Source organism: Streptomyces sp. NPDC088762, assembly GCF_044750905.1.
Classification (GTDB): Bacteria; Actinomycetota; Actinomycetes; order Streptomycetales; family Streptomycetaceae; genus Streptomyces.
On the sequence record NZ_JBIVKT010000003.1, the window covers coordinates 346162 to 363212 of the forward strand.

The 17051-nt window shown below is 71.8% G+C and carries 12 protein-coding genes; 4 read left to right on the top strand and 8 right to left on the bottom strand.

What is annotated here, in order from left to right:
- The first annotated feature begins 7 nt into the window (after window positions 1–7).
- The gene (locus tag ACIP5M_RS10015; protein ID WP_401194340.1) at window positions 8–1429 is read left to right on the top strand and encodes a tannase/feruloyl esterase family alpha/beta hydrolase; all 1422 of its coding nucleotides are present in this window, start codon (window positions 8–10) and stop codon (window positions 1427–1429) included.
- 54 nt (window positions 1430–1483) lie between these two features.
- Here the strand turns inward: ACIP5M_RS10015 and bla are convergent, their stop codons facing one another.
- Window positions 1484–2392, bottom strand: coding sequence for a class A beta-lactamase (bla, locus tag ACIP5M_RS10020; protein ID WP_401194343.1), 909 nt, complete (start codon window positions 2390–2392; stop codon window positions 1484–1486).
- 246 nt (window positions 2393–2638) lie between these two features.
- On the opposite strand from bla, the gene ACIP5M_RS10025 reads away from it, so the two are divergent.
- Together ACIP5M_RS10025 and ACIP5M_RS10030 are read left to right on the top strand one after the other, a co-directional pair.
- Window positions 2639–3367: an esterase/lipase family protein gene (locus ACIP5M_RS10025; protein ID WP_401194346.1), complete on the top strand. Its 729-nt coding sequence runs from the start codon at window positions 2639–2641 to the stop codon at window positions 3365–3367.
- A 60-nt stretch (window positions 3368–3427) separates the two neighbouring features.
- Window positions 3428–4345 carry an NAD-dependent protein deacetylase gene (locus tag ACIP5M_RS10030; protein WP_401194349.1) on the top strand — a complete coding sequence of 306 codons (918 nt, stop codon included), beginning with the start codon at window positions 3428–3430 and terminating at the stop codon, window positions 4343–4345.
- Here ACIP5M_RS10030 and ACIP5M_RS10035 read toward each other — a convergent pair.
- The 3 genes from ACIP5M_RS10035 to ACIP5M_RS10045 form a co-directional block, all read right to left on the bottom strand.
- Window positions 4317–4697 carry a hypothetical protein gene (locus ACIP5M_RS10035; protein ID WP_401194352.1) on the bottom strand — a complete coding sequence of 127 codons (381 nt, stop codon included), beginning with the start codon at window positions 4695–4697 and terminating at the stop codon, window positions 4317–4319. The genes ACIP5M_RS10030 and ACIP5M_RS10035 overlap by 29 nt on opposite strands.
- Before the next feature lie 108 nt (window positions 4698–4805).
- Window positions 4806–5189 carry a hypothetical protein gene (locus ACIP5M_RS10040; protein ID WP_401194355.1) on the bottom strand — a complete coding sequence of 128 codons (384 nt, stop codon included), beginning with the start codon at window positions 5187–5189 and terminating at the stop codon, window positions 4806–4808.
- A gap of 43 nt (window positions 5190–5232) precedes the next feature.
- Window positions 5233–5835 (bottom strand): hypothetical protein, encoded by a 603-nt coding sequence (locus ACIP5M_RS10045; protein ID WP_401194358.1) that lies wholly within the window; start codon window positions 5833–5835, stop codon window positions 5233–5235.
- A gap of 261 nt (window positions 5836–6096) precedes the next feature.
- Between ACIP5M_RS10045 and ACIP5M_RS10050 the strand changes: the two genes are divergently transcribed.
- Complete coding sequence (locus tag ACIP5M_RS10050; RefSeq protein ID WP_401194361.1) at window positions 6097–7278, top strand: sensor histidine kinase; 1182 nt, start codon at window positions 6097–6099, stop codon at window positions 7276–7278.
- Between the two features lie 56 nt (window positions 7279–7334).
- Here the strand turns inward: ACIP5M_RS10050 and ACIP5M_RS10055 are convergent, their stop codons facing one another.
- The 4 genes from ACIP5M_RS10055 to ACIP5M_RS10070 form a co-directional block, all read right to left on the bottom strand.
- Window positions 7335–8015, bottom strand: a complete 681-nt coding sequence (locus ACIP5M_RS10055; protein ID WP_401194364.1) for a response regulator — start codon at window positions 8013–8015, stop codon at window positions 7335–7337.
- Between the two features lie 266 nt (window positions 8016–8281).
- Window positions 8282–10549 carry a catalase gene (locus ACIP5M_RS10060; protein WP_401194367.1) on the bottom strand — a complete coding sequence of 756 codons (2268 nt, stop codon included), beginning with the start codon at window positions 10547–10549 and terminating at the stop codon, window positions 8282–8284.
- Window positions 10550–10778: 229 nt separating this feature from the next.
- Window positions 10779–13190: a SpoIIE family protein phosphatase gene (locus ACIP5M_RS10065; protein WP_401194369.1), complete on the bottom strand. Its 2412-nt coding sequence runs from the start codon at window positions 13188–13190 to the stop codon at window positions 10779–10781.
- Window positions 13187–16987, bottom strand: coding sequence for a HAMP domain-containing protein (locus ACIP5M_RS10070; RefSeq protein ID WP_401194372.1), 3801 nt, complete (start codon window positions 16985–16987; stop codon window positions 13187–13189). Before ACIP5M_RS10070 ends, ACIP5M_RS10065 begins: the two co-directional genes overlap by 4 nt.
- Window positions 16988–17051 lie beyond the last annotated feature (64 nt).

Sequence of the window (17051 nt, forward strand, 5' to 3'; positions counted from 1 at the left end):
GCTCCCAATGGCACTGGCCATCCGCTCCGCCTCACCTCCGACCCGGCTCGCCGCCACGGCCCTCCTCACCGCGGTCCTGATCGCGACGGCCGCGTCCCCGGCCGGTGCCCGTCCCGCGTCCGGGAGCAGCGCCCACTGTGCGCGGCAGACACACCTCCGGGTGCCGGGAGCCGAGCTCCAAAGGGCCGACTGCCTGGCCGAGTTGACCACAGCCGGGACGGTGGCCTCCGGGCACACCGACCCGGCCGACTGGGCCGGCCTCACCCCCAAGGACCTGCCCGTCCCCTCCGGAGTGCCCGGCGTCCAGATCGACGGCTACTTCCCCGACTCCTCGACGACCAACACCAACCACGGCTGGAACCACGACGCCCAGTTCGTCATCCGGCTGCCGGACCACTGGAACGGCGGACTCGTCGTCGCCGGCTCGCCGGGCGTGCGCGAGCAGTACGCCAACGACCGCGCGATCGGCGACTGGGTCCTCTCCCGCGGCTATGCCTTCGCCGCCACCGACAAGGGCAACACCGGCGTCGCCTTCCACCGCGACGGGCAGGCGCCCGGCGACGCCATCGCCGAATGGAACACCCGCGTCACCCAACTCACCCGGGCGGCCCGCGCGGTCGTGGCACAGCGCTACCGGCGGCCCCCGGCCCGCACCCTGGCCACCGGCATGTCCAACGGCGGCTATCTGGTGCGCTGGCAACTGGAGAACCACCCGGAGCTGTACGACGGCGGAGTCGACTGGGAGGGCACGCTGTGGCGGGCCGACGGCCCGAACCTCCTCACGTTCCTGCCGCCGGCCCTGGCCGCCTACCCCGACTACGCCGCCGGCGGCCCCCGGGGCGAGCAGGCGCACGGCGCGCTGCTGGCCGCCGGGTTCCCGGCCGGCTCGGAGTTCCTCTGGCCCTACCACCACCGCTCCTACTGGGACCTCACCCAGCGGATCTACCGCGAGGAACTCGATCCCGAGTACGACGGACCGGTCGAGGCCGGCACTCCGTTCTGCGCTTCCGGCTCGCCGGCCTGCGACGCGGACTACGCCTACGCCGACCGCCCCGCGGAGGTCCACCGGGCCGTCGCGAAGATCGGGCTCACCGGCCGCATCGGCAGACCGCTGATCACCCTGCACGGCACGCTGGACGTGCTGCTGCCCATCTCCCAGGACTCCGACGTCTATGCCGAGATGGTCCGCCGCGCCGGACGCGGCGCACTGCTGCGCTACTACCGCATCGAGGGCGGCACCCACGTGGACTCGCTCGTCGACGCCTTCCCCGACCGGCTGCGCCCCCTCACGCCCTGCCACCGCGCCGCTTTCACCGCACTGGAGGACTGGATCGGCCGCGGCGTGCGGCCGCCGCTCGGCCGCACCGTCCCCAAGGACCCCGCGGCCGACCCGGCGACCCTTCTGGCCGGCTGCCCGCTCGACGCCTGAGGTGTGCCCCCCGCACGGGCGAGGGCACAGCCCGCCTCCCATGAGGAGGTCACGTCACGTCAACGCTGCGGCCAGCAGTGCGGCCGCCTCGGCGATCAGCGGCTCATCGGCCGGCGCGGCGGAATCGTGCCGGGTGGAGAGGACCGCCATCGTGATCGGTCCCCGGCCGGGCGGCCAGGTGACGCCCACGTCGTTGGTGGTGCCGTAGCCGCCGGTGCCGGTCTTCTCGGCGACGCTCCAGTCCTTCGGCAGCCCGGCGCGCAGGCGGTTGCCGCCGGTCGTGTTGCCCAGCAGCCAGCCGGTCAGCCGCTCCCGGTCGGGGGCAGCGAGAGCATCCCCGACGGTGAGCCGGGCATGGGTGCGGCCGATGGCACGCGGGCTCGTGGTGTCGGTGACCCTGCCCGGTTCGGCGGAGTTCAGTTCGGGCTCCCACCGGTCGAGCCGGGTCACGCGGTCACCGATGGACCGGCAGAAACGGGTGACCGCGTCCGGGCCGCCGAGCTCCCGCAGCAGCAGATTGGCAGCGGCGTTGTCGCTGTGCTCGATGGCCGCCGCGCACAGCTCCGCGACGGTCATGCCGCCTTCGAGGTTCTCGGGCAACCCGGTGATCGGCGCGTAGCCCGACCCGGTGACGTCCTTCTCCGCGTAGCGGATGCGCTCGGCGGGAAACGTGCCGTCACCGCCGAGGTCCCGCAGCACCGCCGCCACGGCGATCGTCTTGAACGTCGAGCACAGGGGGAACAGCTCGTCCGCGCGGTACAGCACCGTCCTGCCGGTGACCGCGTCACGGGCGAAGACTCCCAGGCGCGCCGAATGAGCCCGCTCGAGCGCGCGCAGCCGGACGGTGACCCCGTCCGCCCCCGTGCCCTCGGCGAAGGCCCGTTCCCCGGTGGGGAGAACGGCAGCCAGAGCAGCCGCGGCCACGCCGCCGAGAACCCCACGCCGGCTCGGCCGCACGTCCATGAACACGTCCCCTCGTTCGTACGGCTGCCCAGCGGACCAGCCGGCCTTTTCGCAATGATCCACCGCATTCCCCCTGTCAGGACGCCCTCCCACGGAATCGTTTCGACCGGGGTGCCAACGGCCCTTCCCCGCCGGCCGTGGGGTCCCGTCAACGGAAACGTTCCTGGAGTGAAGCCGAGCCGCCGGATGGATGAACCCGCCCGGCCCGGCGGGTGGATCAGGTCAGCGGCCCGCTAGAACGCTGCCGTGAAACCGATCCTGCCGCGTGCCGTGCCCGCGCTCGCCGTCGTACTCCTCGCCCTCCTGCCCCAGGCCACGACTGCGCCGACGGCGTCCGCCGACGCGAGACCACAGCAGGACCCGGTCGTCTTCGTCCACGGCTGGAACACCGACGGATCGACCTGGAACACCATGGCCGACCGCTTCCGCTCCGACGGCTGGCCGACCGACCACCTCCACCAGTGGACCTATCCCACCACCCAGTCCAACGCCACGACCGCGTCGCAACTCGCGGCCGAAGTCGACCGGGTGCTGGCCGCCACCGGCGCCGCCAAGGTGGACCTCGTCACCCACTCCATGGGCAGCCTCTCCTCCCGCTACTACCTCAAGAACCTCGGCGGCGACACGAAGGTCGACGCCTGGGTGTCCCTGGCGGGCCCCAACCACGGCACGGACACCGCGTACTGGTGCGGAGGGGAAGGGTGCGCTGAAATGCGGCCGGGCTCCGCCTTCCTCAAGGCACTCAACACCGGCGACGAGACACCCGGTTCTCCCCGCTACGCCACCTGGCGCTCGCCCTGCGACAGCATCATCAACCCCGACAGCACCGTGACCCTCACCGGCGCCGAGAACGCCGAGACCGCCTGCCTCCAGCACACCGCCTTCCCGCTCGACGCCGCGGTCTACGAGGCGGTCAAGGCCCACGTCACAGCAGGCGCCGGCAAGACCGGCAACAGCAGCGGACCAGCCCGCTAGCCCCGCAGCCGGCCGGCGCAGCGGCCCCCGCCCGGCACGGTGTTTCCGTACCCTGGCGTCATGCGCATGCGTCCCACTCTCAGCTGGACCCCCGCCGAGGACCTGCCTCCGGGCACCACCGACGTGGGGCCGGTCGCCGACGCGCTGCGCGCCGGCGGTGTGCTGGTGGTGAGCGGGGCCGGCCTGTCCACCGAGTCGGGCATCCCCGATTACCGGGGCGAGGGAGGGAGCCTGAGCCGGCACACCCCCATGACCTACCAGGACTTCATCGGCGGCGCCCAGGCCCGGCGCAGGTACTGGGCGCGCAGCCACCTCGGCTGGCGCACCTTCGGCCGCGCCCGGCCGAATGCCGGACACCGGGCGGTGGCGGCGTTCGGGCGGCGCGGGCTGCTCGCGGGTGTGATCACCCAGAACGTCGACGGGCTGCACCAGGGGGCCGGCAGCCAGGACGTCGTGGAACTCCACGGAAGTCTGGACCGGGTCGTGTGCCTCTCGTGCGGAGCGTTCAGCCCCCGCCGCGAACTCGCCAGGCGGCTGGAGGAGGCCAATCCGGGCTTCGAACCGGTGGCGGCCGCCATCAACCCGGACGGCGACGCCGACCTCACCGACGACCAGGTCCGGGGCTTCCGCGTGGTGCCCTGCGCGGGGTGCGGCGGCATCCTCAAACCGGACGTGGTGTTCTTCGGCGAGGCCGTTCCACCGGGGCGGGTCCAACACTGCCGCGCGCTGGTCGACGGGGCGGCTTCGCTGCTGGTCCTGGGATCGTCACTGACCGTGATGTCCGGGCTGCGGTTCGTCCGTCAGGCGGCCGAGTCGGGGAAACCGGTGCTGATCGTCAACCGGGACGCGACCCGGGGCGACCAGCACGCCGTCACCCGGGTCGCGCTCCCCCTGGGCGCTGCCCTCACCTCCATCGCCGGCCGGCTGGGCATTCCCCTCGACTCCGCGCCTACTTGTGCGGCTTACAGACCTCGCTGACGCGCTTCCCGCCGTGCTGGTCGTAATCGTTGTAGGTGACGCTCTTGCCGTCCCGGTTGAAGGTGAGCGTGCCGCCCATCCCGTCGTCGACGGACTGTCCCCGGTGCAGGACCTCGTTGATGAAGTTCCCGCTGCCCTCGACGAGGACGGCCTGATCGTGGTCGAGGAGCACGAAGCCGTATCCGAGCGAGCAGACCGGCATTCCGTCGATGTTCACCGCCAGCGCGGTTCCCACCTCGTACCGGTGGCCCGGATCCGGCGAGGGGGCCGCGGTCGCGGAGACGGCGGAGGAGGCGGCCAGGACGGTGGCGAGCAGGGTGGCGGCCGCGAGGCGCCGGGACGTCGTACGCATGTCGGGGTTCTCCTTCAGGTGAGGGACGCCGGACGCGCGGGCCGGCGCGAGGAGAGGCGTGTGCGCATGTCGTCACGCCGGCCCACGAGGGGTGCGGTATTCCGCTGATCAGGACGTCAGCTGTACTTCTTCGCTCCGGTTGTTCTGGTTGACGCAGGCGATGTACGGGTTGGGATCGCCCTCACGGGTCTCGCATTTCCAGGGGACCCCGTCGACCCGCACGGTGACCGGTTTCCCACCCTCGGGATTCGCCCGCGTCGCCTCGGCGTACGCCTTTTCCACCTTCAGCGCGGTGGAGCATTCGGACGCCTCCTTGGCCATGACGGCCAGGCCGGTCCCCCACCCCGCACCGCAGTACACCGTCGGGCCGGCCGCGGATCCGTGGTCGTGCCCTGAGGGGGCCGCCGCGTGGGCGGTCGCACCGGTGGCGGTGAGGGCAGCCAGTGCGGCGCCGCCCACTATGGCAACAGCGGATCTTTTGATGAATCCCATGGGGTCTCCTCGGTCGTGGGATCTCCTGGCGTGCGAGGACCGGTCAGCTGTCCGCGGCCTGCGGGGCGGCGGTGTCCGTGGCCGTGTCCGTGGCCGGCTGAGCGTCTGCTTCGTCCGGCGCGGGGTTCGGGACCGGCGTCACCACGTCGTCGTCCGGCGTGGGGTTGGGGACCGGCGTCACCACGTCGTCGTCCGGTGTCGGGTTCGGGACCGGCGTCACCACGTCGTCGTCCGGCGTGGGGTTCGGAACCGGCTTCACCGGGCCGGGGACCGGGCGGGGGTACTTACCGTTCCGGTTCTTTTCTGCCCATATGCTGCCCTTGTAAGGGTGGAAGCTGTAATTGACACCGTGGTGCCGGAACACGGTCTTCTTCGAGCTCAGGGTGGCGATCTTCTTGCCGCGGAAGAAGATGGCGGCCTCGTAGCGGTCCCCGACCTTGTAGATCTTGGCGACCGACCCGTCCGACAGGCGCTGGATGCCGACGAGCTTGCGCTGCGGCGGGACGGCGGCGACCGAGGCCGTCACGGCATTCTCTGGAGCGGGGGAATGGGCGGACGCGGCCGCGCCGGCGCCTCCAAGGGCGACCAGCGCCCCGAGGGCTACGACGGCGGTGCGAAGCGAACGACGGATGGCTGCAGTGCGCATTTCTATTCCCATCATCCCGGGGAAAGAGCTTGTTTTCTTCCCTTCAACACCCCCAACGCTACGGATTCGAAGGCATGGCCCGTATCGGCCTAAGGGTCGGAAAGGCATGTAGCCGAAAGTCCACATGCCCCCGCTTCGACTGCTCGCCCATTCGGGTCGGCGCAAGCTCCTTCACCGCGCCCCTCGGCCTGGCGGAAAGGTCCGGCTGCGATATTGCGTCGTGAACGCTTGGGCGAGGAATCGGCGGGGGTGGAGGGAGCGGTGAAGGTGCTGACGGGCTGGGTGCAGGGGCACCGGCCCTGGTCCACCACGGCGAAGGTCACGGTGGCGGCGGTGCTGTTGGGGCTGACCGCCCTGGACGCGGTCCTGCTGGAGCACCTTCCGTCGGCGCGGGCCGGGCTCGTGGTCGGTTGCGCGGTGATCGTCTGCGTGTGCGCCGTGCCGGTGGAGCGCGTGTCCCTGACGGTGCGCGCCACGGTGGCGGCCGCCGTCTCCTGGACGGTCACGCTGATTCTGATCACCGATGACGACCCCGTCCCTGTCGTGGGGGTCGGCGAGATCGCCGGACTGCTCCTCCTGCTGGCGAGCGTCCTGTGGCGGGGGTCGACCAGAGCGGCTCTCGTTCTGGGACCGGCGCTCGCCGTGGCGTGTGTGGCGGTCCCCGCGCGGGATGCGGACCCGCACGAGTGGACGCTTGCGTTCAGCCTCGTCACGGGGGTGGTCGCGGCCTTCTCGCTCCTCTTGCGCGCGCAGTCCGAGCAGCGGGTCCGCGATCTCGACGCGCTGCGCTCGGCCGAGCGGCGGGCCCTGGCCCGGGAGCTGCACGACGTGGTCGCCCATCACGTCACGGGCATCGTGGTGCAGACGAAGGGTGCCCGGTTCGCCCGCCTGGACGCCCGGGCCGCGGACGCGGTGCTGGAGAGCATCGGGCGGGAGGCGGAGGAGGCCCTCAGCGCCATGCGCCGGCTGGTGACGGTGATGCGCCGCGCCGAGCCCGCCAGCGGGGCCTCCCGCGCGCCGGCATCCGGGATCCGGGAGGTGCGGGAGATGGCCGCCGCGTTCGCGAGCGACGACCGGGCCGTCGAGGTGGCCATCGAGCCGGGCCTGGAGGCCCGGCTCCCGGCCGATGTGGCAGCGGGCATCCACCGCCTGACCCGAGAGGCCCTGACGAACATCCGCAAGCACGCCGCCGACGCCACCCGGGTGTGCATCGCGCTCTCCTCGGCCCCGGGCGCCCTGGAGCTCAGCGTGACCGACAACGGGCGCAACGGCGCGGCGCTTCCCGAACGTGCCCGTGGCGGCGGCTTCGGCATCGAGGGGATGAAGGAACGCGCCGCCGCCATGGGGGGCCGGCTGGAGGCGGGCCCGCTGCCCTCCGGCGGCTGGCAGGTCCGGGCTCACCTGCCGCTCACCGACGACGTCGGGGCCGCCAGGACCTCCTAGGGGGGTCTTACGGAGACAGACCGGTCTCGCGGCCTGATCCGTAGGGCACCCCCTGCTCAGGTCAGCCCGTTCTCCCAGGCCCACAGCGCCACTTCGACGCGGTTGCGGGCATCCAGCTTGGTCTGCACGCGGGCCAGATGCGCCTTGATGGAGGACACCGAGAGGTGGAGGTCCTCCGCGATCTCCGCGTTGGTGCGGCCCCGGGCCGTGAGCGCGACGACCTCCTTCTCCCGATCCGTGAGCGGCTCCCGGGGCGGTCGTGCGCCTCGGGTGAGGTTCTTGCCCTCGGTCATGTCCGTCAGCAGCCGTACGGTGACGGCGGGCGAGATGAGCGAGTCCCCGGCGGCGGCCGCGCGGACCGCCTCGACCAGGAGCGCGGGGCTGGCGTCCTTGAGCAGGAAGCCGCTCGCCCCGTTGCGCAGGGCGGTCCGCACGTAGTCGTCGTCGTCGAAGGTGGTGATGATCACGACCTGCGGGCGCCCGCCGTCCTGCCAGCCCCCTTCCCGGCTCCCTTCGTCCGCGTCGCGCAGGAGCCGGGTGAGCTCGAGGCCGTCCAGCCCCGGCATCCGGATGTCGGCCAGCAGCACATCGGGGTGAAGCCGCCGCACGGCCTCCAGGGCCGCGTCGCCGTCACCGACATCGGCCAGGACCTCGATCCCGGGCGTGTTCTCGAGGATCATCTTGAATCCCGTGCGCACCAGTTCCTGGTCATCGGCGATCACCACGCTGACGGACACGCGCACACCTCTCGCTGCTGGTCGCCCGACGGATGCGGCCTGCGGCGGCCGCCCGGCCCCGGACCGGGGCCCCTCCGTTGTAAGCCCTTCGTGGCCTCGGCGCCCGCCGACTCGGATTCCGCTCGCCCGTCCACCGGCGACGGCCTGCCCTTGGTCGTACGGTGGAGGGGAGGCGGCCTGCTGAGCGGCCCGGCCGCCGGTCGGCCCGCAGGGGCATTCCCTCCCCCTCGGCGCCTGCGGGCCGCGCTCGGCGAGCCGTCCGGGGGTCAGACCCCGGTGGGGAACCGTTCCCAGACGCGGTGGGAGCCCATCAGCCGGACGACCTGTTCGAGAACGGCGCTGCCCGCCTCCCCCCGGACCACGCCCGGCGCCTCGGAGGAGATGCCGGCCGCGGGCAGGACGGCGTCCGCGCCGGCCCAGGCACCGATGGCCTTTCCGTGGCGGAAGGCCTCGTTCAGGAGCAGCAGCAGCCTGGGGTCCGTGGCGGAGGCGGCCGCGTCCGTGGCTTTCGCGTCCCGTGCGCCGTAGGCGTCCGCCCCTGCGGCGGGTACGCCCGCCAGGAGGATCGCGTCGAATTCGATGGAACGGGCGGTGGCGAAGGTCCGCTGGATGGTGATCGGGTCGCCGTCGGCCTCGATCCTGCCGCCGGCAGAGGAGATCACGAGGGGGACCATGCCCGCGTCCAGGACCGCCTGCCGCACGGACCTGACGCCGTCGAGGTCCGCGGCCGCGTCGGCCACGATGCCGACGACCCGGCCGTCCAGCGGCCAGGTCCGTCCGAGTTGGGAGAGGGCCGGGCTGGGCTCGGGATCGGCGAGCCGGCCGGCGGCGGGTGCGGGCAGTCCGAGCCCGGCGGCGACCCCTTCGCAGAGCTGCGGGTCGATCTGGGCGAGCACCTGGAGCGCGCGTTCCCTGATCGCCTGCTCGTAGCACTTCCCCAGTTCGAAGGTGTACGCGGCGATGATGTGCTCCTGCTCGGGCGGGCTCATGCTGAGCCAGAACAGGCGCGGCTGGCTGAAGTGGTCGTCGAAGGAGGCCGGTGCTTCGCGGGCCTTCCTGCTCTGCGCCACCTCGGCGGGTACGTCGATGAAGGCTCCGGTGTCGGCGCCGGCGAGGAACGGGCATCCCGCGTCGAGGCTGTTGGGCCGGTACGGCGCCACGCCGCGGTGCACGGCGGTCTGGTGCATGCCGTCGCGCAGCATGTCGTTGACCGGGGCGTGGGTCCGGTTGATCGGAAGCTGCCCGAAGTTGGGTCCGCCCAGGCGGGTGAGCTGGGTGTCGAGGTACGAGAACAGGCGGCCCTGGAGCAGCGGGTCGTCGGTGACGTCGATGCCGGGGACGAGATGGCCGACGTGGAAGGCGACCTGCTCGGTCTCGGCGAAGTAGTTCGAGGGGTTGGCGTTCAGGGTCATCAGGCCGATCGGCTGGACGGGTGCCAGCTCCTCGGGAACGATCTTCGTCGGGTCGAGGAGGTCGATGCCCTCGAAGGTCTGCTCGGGGGTGTCGGGGAAGGTCTGGATGCCCAGTTCCCACTGGGGGAAGGCGCCGGCCTCAATGGCGTCGGCCAGGTCGCGGCGGTGGAAGTCGGGGTCGACGCCCGCGGCGATCTGCGCCTCTTCCCAGACCAGGGAGTGCACTCCGAGCTTGGGCTTCCAGTGGAACTTCACCAGCGTGGTGACGCCCTCGGCGTTGACGAGGCGGAAGGTGTGGACGCCGAAGCCTTCCATCGTCCGGTAGGAGCGGGGGATGCCGCGGTCGGACATGTTCCACAGGGTGTGGTGGGTGGCCTCGGTGTGGAGGGTGACGAAGTCCCAGAAGGTGTCGTGGGCGCTCTGGGCCTGCGGGATCTCACGGTCCGGGTGCGGCTTGCCGGCGTGGATGATGTCGGGGAACTTGATGGCGTCCTGGATGAAGAAGACCGGGATGTTGTTGCCCACCAGGTCGAAGACGCCCTCTTCGGTGTAGAACTTCGTCGCGAAACCACGGGTGTCGCGCACGGTGTCGCCGGACCCGCGGGAGCCGAGGACCGTGGAGAAGCGCACAAAGACCGGCGTCTCGGCTTCCTCGGCCAGGAAAGCGGCCTTGGTGACGCCGGCGGCGGTGCCGTACGCCTGGAACACGCCGTGGGCGGCCGCTCCTCGGGCGTGGACCACGCGCTCCGGGATCCGCTCGTGGTCGAAGTGCATGATCTTCTCGCGCAGATGGTGGTCCTGCAGCAGCACCGGGCCGCGCGGGCCCGCCTTGAGCGAGTGGTCGGTGTCGTACAGCCGGACGCCCTGGGCGGTGGTGAGATGGGCACCGCTCTGTGCCGTCCTGGCCTGCTCCGCGCCCGTGGGCTGGCCGGTGGGGCTGACGGTTTCCGGTCCGTGCTGGTCGTTCTTGGGCGGCAGCGGTTCCGTAGGGGTGACCGGTTCCGCCACCTGCGGGGAGATGGGGGCCGGCTTGCCCGGGACTCCGTCCTGCGGGCCTTCGTGACCCTGCGGGGTGTCTGCGGTCTGCTGGGTTGCGGCCCTGCCGGGGTTCTGCTCGTTCACCTGTTGCTCCTCGTGCGTCGCGTGTCAGGGTGACCCGAAGAAAAGCCCCTAAAGGTAGACATATGGGGCAGTCAGTGGCTCGAGAACGCGCCGCTCCCCCGTCGTATGCATCCCGCGGCGCACCCCGTAGCCAGGTGATCCGTCTTCCCGCGTACACGGCTCTCACTCGTGGCACGCGTGGATCACCCCGTGGCGACCCGGCGCTCGGGGTGTTTTCGAAGCCCGTGCCTCAGTCGACCTGCACACCGATGACGCAGGTGTCGTCGTCCGTGTCGGACCAGCTCTCGGTGAGCAGTCCGTCGAGTCGACCGTCCAGGTCCCCGGCGTCCGCTGCCGCCGTGTCGAGCAGATGGACCAGCGAGTCCTGCCACGAGGCGTCGCGGCGCTCCACCAGGCCGTCGGTGAACATCAGCAGCGTGTCCTTCGACTCGAGCCGCACTTCCTGCTCGGCGTACGTGACGTCGGGCAGCGCGCCGAGGAGCAGGCCGTCGATGGGCGGGAGGGCCTCGGCCCTCCCCCGGCGCACGAGTACGGGCGGCAGGTGTCCGGCGCGCGCCCAGCGCATCACCCGCGTCCGCGGGTCGTAGAGCCCGCACACGGCGGTCGCGGTCACCTGCTGGGTGAGGTGGTGGGTGACCGTGTTGAGCCAGGACAGCAGCTGGGCCGGTCCGGCGCCCGTGACGGCGAGGCCGCGCAGTGCGTTGCGCAGCACCACCATGCCGGTGGCCGCCTCGATGCCGTGGCCCGCCACGTCACCCACGGACAGCATGATCAGTCCCGACGGCAGGACCAGGGTGTCGTACCAGTCGCCGCCGACCAGCGACTCCGTCTCCGCCGGCCGGTAGCGGACGGCGACGCGCAGCCCCGGCGCCTCGATGTGGTGGTGCGGGGGCATGATGGCGTGCTGGAGCTGTAGCGCGAGCCGGTTGCGTTCGGCGGATTCGGCCGCGGTGAGGGCGAGTTGGTCCTGGGTGGCGGCCAGGGCCACTTCGGTCCAGTGCTGGGCGGAGATGTCCTGGTAGGCGCCCCGTACGGCGTGCAGCCGCTGGGCCGCGTCGAGGACGGGCTCGGCCACCACCCTGATGTGGCGGGTGATGCCGTCGGCGCGCTGGAGCCGGAAGTCGACGGAGGCGGAACGCCGGTAGCGCAGGACCGCTCGCAGAAAGCGGCCCAGCGCGGCGGAGTCGTCCGGATGGGCGTAGTCGGGCAGTGCGCGCAGCGGTACGGGGGACGCACCGGCCGGCAGCCCGTGGAGGGCGTAGAGCTGGGTGTTCCACGTGATCTCGCCGTTGGCGAGGTTCTCTTCGAAGCCGCCGATCCTGCCCAGGCGCTGCGCGTGCTGGAGGAGGTTGGCCAGGCGGGCCGTCTCGTCCTCGATCCGCCAGATCAGCAGGACGGCCGCGCCGTGCCGGCTGACGCTGATGTCGGCGACCGAGGTGAGCGGGATCTGGTCGACCAGCGCGGTCAGGCTGACGCGCTCGGCCCGGAAGGCCTCCCCCGTCGCGTGCACCCGCTCGACCGTGTCGAAGAGGCCGCTCTCGCCCGCGGCCATCGGGTAGGCCTCCAGGAGCAGTGCTCCGTCGACGTCGGCGCGCGGCCGGCCCAGGGGGTCGACGAAGCGGCTGTTCGCGTGGCGGATGCGGAAGTCGGTCAGCCTGCCGTCCGGATCGAGTACGGGGACGAGGACCATCGTGGGGTCGTGCAGTCCCTCGGCGAGGTCGATCAGTTCCGCCACGTCGGGAAGCAGCGCCTCCGGCGCCGTGGCGTCGTACGGGGGCGCCATGTCCATGGTGCGGGCGCACAGCTCGGCCAAGGCCTCGACCTGGCGCTGGATCTGCGGTGGCTGCGGCGGCAGCGGCTGCGGCCAGCAGACCTCCAGAACGCCGTGGATGCGTCCGCCCGTCCCGGTCGGCACGGCCATCCGGCCACCGTCGGGCCAGTGGAGGTGGCCGATCGAGGGAATGCCCTCGCGCCGGAGGTCGGCGAACGTCACCGGCCCGCGTTCGCCGAGGGCCAGCCGCGGGACGGTCGAGACGCCCGGAGGTACGTGGCGCCACCTCGAGGCCTCCTCGGCCGGGAAACCCGCGTGGCCCGCGAGGGCGAGGGAGCCGTCGGGCACCGCGGCCCACACGGCGACGGCGACGGCACCGAGCGGGGCGAGGGCGTTGGCCAGCAGCGACTCCGCCACCGCCTGGGTGTCGGCGGCGGCGGCCAACACCCCGCTCTCGGCGGTCCGCAGGCGTACGGCCACGTCGGAGGGCGCCCGGGAAGGCTGTTGAGCGGCCCGTTCCACGAACTCGGCCGCGACCTCGCTGACATGGTCGCGGGCCGCCTGGTTCACGATGTCGGCGGCGAGCTCGAGGGGCGACATCCCCGCGTCGCGGCAGAGCTCGTCGAGCTGGTGGGCCGCCGCGGCCGGGGTGCAGTTCAGCCGGCCGATCAGGATGCCCTTCGCGAGCTCGACCAGGGCTCGGCCGTCGGCGGCGGCGTGTGCCTCCCGTACCTCCCTGCGCAGGCGTTCGACGGTGGCTGCGAGGCGTCCCAGCGGGGTCGGCGCCTGCTGCGGGAGCGCGGGCTGCTGCCCGGTCGGCGCCCCGCCGGCCGGCCGCTCGGGGCGCCGCGATGTGTCGGGGGCGGTCACGGTGCGGTGGATTCCTTGTCGGGACGGTCGCAGACCGTCAGCCAGTGCCGGACGCGGCCGATGAGGTCGTCGGCGTCCACCGGCTTGGTGACGTAGTCGCTGGCGCCTGCGGAGAGGCTCTTCTCCCGGTCGCCGGGCATGGCCTTGGCCGTGACCGCGATGATGGGCAGGTCGGCGTAGGCGGGCATGCGGCGGATCTCCGCCGTCGCGGCGTAGCCGTCCAGTTCCGGCATCATCACGTCCATGAGGATGAGGTCGACCGCGGGGTGCTTGGCCAGCGTGTCGATGCCCTTGCGGCCGTCCTCGGCGTGGAGCACGTGCATGCCGTGCAGTTCGAGGATGCCGCTGAGGGCGAAGAGGTTGCGCGCGTCGTCGTCGACGACGAGGACGGTCCGTCCGGCGAGGTCGCCGTCGGGCAGGTGCGGCGGTTCCGGCGCCGGGTCCGCGGATACGGAGGACAGCGCCGCCGCCGACGGCTGATCGGCGGACAGGTGGAAGACGATGCGCTCCCGGAGCTCGTCGAGACTGCTCAGCAGCTCCAGCGGCCGGGACGCGGCCCGCTCGCGCAGCGCCTGTTCCTGGCTGGTGTTCAGGCGGGGGTTGTTGTGGGCCAGTACCGGCAGGGCGGACAGTGCCGGGTCCCCGTCGACCGCGTCGAGGAAGCGGTGGGCTTCGCCGTCCGGCATGTCGAGTTCGAGGACGACGCAGTGGAACGGCTCGGAGGCCAGCACGGCGGCCGCCTCGCGCGAACTCGTGGTGCCGACCACCTGGATGGCCGGCTGGTCCCCGCCGCCCTCGTGGCGGGGCACGAGCTCGCGGTCGGCGCTCTCCGCGACCAGGGAGAGCAGACCGTTCGGGCGTTCCTCGATGACGAGGAGACGGCGGGGCTGCCGCTGCTGCGGCGTCGCCGCCGCCCCGCTCACGGCGCGGCGGGGTGCGGGGAGCTCGTACGAGGTGCCCCGGGCGGGCGCGGCGGTGAGGGATTCGGGGGTGACCGTGCCGAGGGCGGGCTCCTTGGCCGGTTCGGGGCGGTCGGCCGGCAGGTACAGGGTGAAGGTGCTGCCCTGGCCCGGCGTGCTCTCGGCGGTCACGGCGCCGCCCAGGAGCTGGGCGATCTCGCGGCTGATGGAGAGTCCGAGGCCGGTACCTCCGTACTTGCGGCTCGTGGTGCCGTCGGCCTGCTGGAAGGCGGCGAACACCGATTCCAGCTGCTGTTCGGGGATGCCGATGCCCGTGTCCCGTACCCGGAAGGCGATCACGGGCCTCAGCCGGGTCAGTCCGGCCGGGATCTCCGATTCCGCCGCCCGCTCGATGCGCAGCTCGACCCCGCCGCGCTCGGTGAACTTGACCGCGTTGGACAGCAGGTTGCGCAGGATCTGGCGCAGCCGGGAGTCGTCGGTGAGCAGGTCGCCGGGGGTGTCGGGGGCGGTGGTGACGGTGAAGTCGAGGCTCTTCTGCGTGGTCATCGGCCGGAAGGTGGCTTCGACGTAGTCCAGCAGCTGCGGCAGTTGCACCCGCTCGGGGTTGATGTCCATCTTGCCGGCCTCGACCTTGGACAGGTCGAGGATGTCGTTGATCAGCTGGAGGAGGTCCGAGCCGGCCGAGTGGATGATGCCCGCGTACTCGACCTGCTTCGGGGTGAGGTTGCGGGTCGGGTTCTGGGCCAGGAGCTGCGCGAGGATGAGCAGGCTGTTGAGCGGGGTGCGCAGCTCGTGGCTCATGTTCGCCAGGAATTCCGACTTGTACTTCGAGGCCAGAGACAACTGCCGGGCACGCTCCTCCAGTTCCTGGCGCGCCTGTTCGATCTGGAGGTTCTTGGCCTCGATGTCGCGGTTCTGGCTGGCCAGCAGGGCCGCCTTCTCCTCCAGTTCGGCGTTCGAGCGCTGCAACTCCTCCTGCTGCACCTGCAGTTCGGCGGAACGGGCCTGGAGTTCGGCGGTCAGTCGCTGGGATTCACCGAGGAGCTCGTCGGTGCGGGCGTTGGCGACGATGGTGTTGACGTTGACCCCGATGGTCTCCATCAGCTGGCCGAGGAAGTCGCGGTGGACGGGGGTGAAGGCGGAGAAGGAGGCCAGCTCGATCACGCCGAGCACCTGGTCGTCCACGACGATCGGCAGGATCATCAGACTGCCCGGTGTGGTGTGGCCCAGTCCGGAGGAGATGACGTACGTCCCCGGCACCTGGTCGGTGGTGATGACCCTGCGGCTGCGGGCCGCCTGTCCGACGAGGGATTCGCCGAGGGCGAAGCGGGTGGCCACCCCGGCGTCGGCGGGGCGGCCGTAGGAGCCGACGAGACTGAGCACGGTGCCGCGCGGGGTCTCCTCGGCGAGGTAGAAGGCGCCGTACTGGGCGGCGACCAGGGGGGTCAGTTCGTCCATGACGAGTTCGGCGACGACCGAGAGGTCGCGGTGGCCCTGCATGAGGCCGGAGATCCGCGCCAGGTTGGACTTGAGCCAGTCCTGCTCCTGGTTGGCGCGGGTGGTCTCCCGCAGGGAGCCCACCATGGAGTTGATGTTGTCCTTGAGTTCGGCCACCTCGCCGGAGGCGTCAACGGTGATCGAACGGGTCAGGTCCCCCTCGGCGACCGCGCTCGCGACCTCCGCGATGGCCCGCACCTGGCGGGTGAGGTTGCCGGCGAGCTCGTTGACGTTCTCGGTCAGCCGCTTCCACGTGCCGGAGACGCCCTCGACCTCGGCCTGGCCGCCGAGCCGGCCCTCGCTGCCGACCTCGCGGGCCACGCGCGTGACCTCGGCGGCGAACGAGGACAGCTGGTCGACCATCGTGTTGATCGTGGTCTTGAGTTCCAGGATCTCGCCGCGCGCGTCGACGTCGATCTTCTTCGACAGGTCGCCGTTGGCCACGGCCGTCGTGACGAGGGCGATGTTGCGGACCTGACCGGTGAGGTTGTTCGCCATGGAGTTGACGTTGTCGGTCAAGTCCTTCCAGGTGCCCGCCACGTTGGGCACGCGGGCCTGACCGCCGAGGCGGCCCTCGGTGCCCACCTCGCGGGCGACGCGCGTGACCTCGTCGGCGAACGCGGACAGCGTGTCGACCATGGTGTTGATGACCTCGGCCAGGGCGGCGACTTCGCCCTTCGCCTCCACCGTGATCTTCTGCGAGAGGTCGCCGCGGGCCACGGCGGTGGCCACCTGGGCGATGGACCGCACCTGGCCGGTGAGGTTGGAGGCCATGACGTTGACGTTGTCGGTGAGGTCCTTCCACGTGCCGGAGACCCCCCGGACCGTGGCCTGTCCGCCCAAGTTGCCCTCGGTGCCCACCTCTCGGGCGACACGGGTGACCTCGTCGGCGAACGCGGACAGCTGATCGACCATCGTGTTGATGGTCGTCTTCAGCTCCAGGATCTCACCGCGCGCGGTGACGGTGATCTTCTGGGAGAGGTCGCCCTTGGCCACGGCCGTGGCCACCTGGGCGATGTTGCGGACCTGGTCGGTGAGGTTTCCGGCCATGAAATTGACCGAATCCGTGAGGTCCCGCCACGCGCCGCCCACCCCCGGGACGTCCGCCTGGCCGCCGAGGGTTCCCTCGGTGCCGACCTCGCGCGCCACCCGCGTCACCTCGGAGGTGAACAGCGACAGTTGGTTGACCATCCCGTTGAAGACCGTCGCGATCTCCCCGAGCAGCCCCTCCGCCGCGTCGGGCAAGCGGGTGCGGAAGTCACCGTCCCGTACGGCCGTCAGCCCCGCCAGCAGCTGGCGCAGCTCCGACTCGGTGATCACGCCCTCGCCCGGCAGTACTGGTGCCCCACTCTGTGGCACCACGCCGGTCCGCTCAGTCATTCGTCAGCCTCACTCTCGGTGTACCGGCGGATGAAGCCACCCCCGCCGGAAGGACGACAAGGGG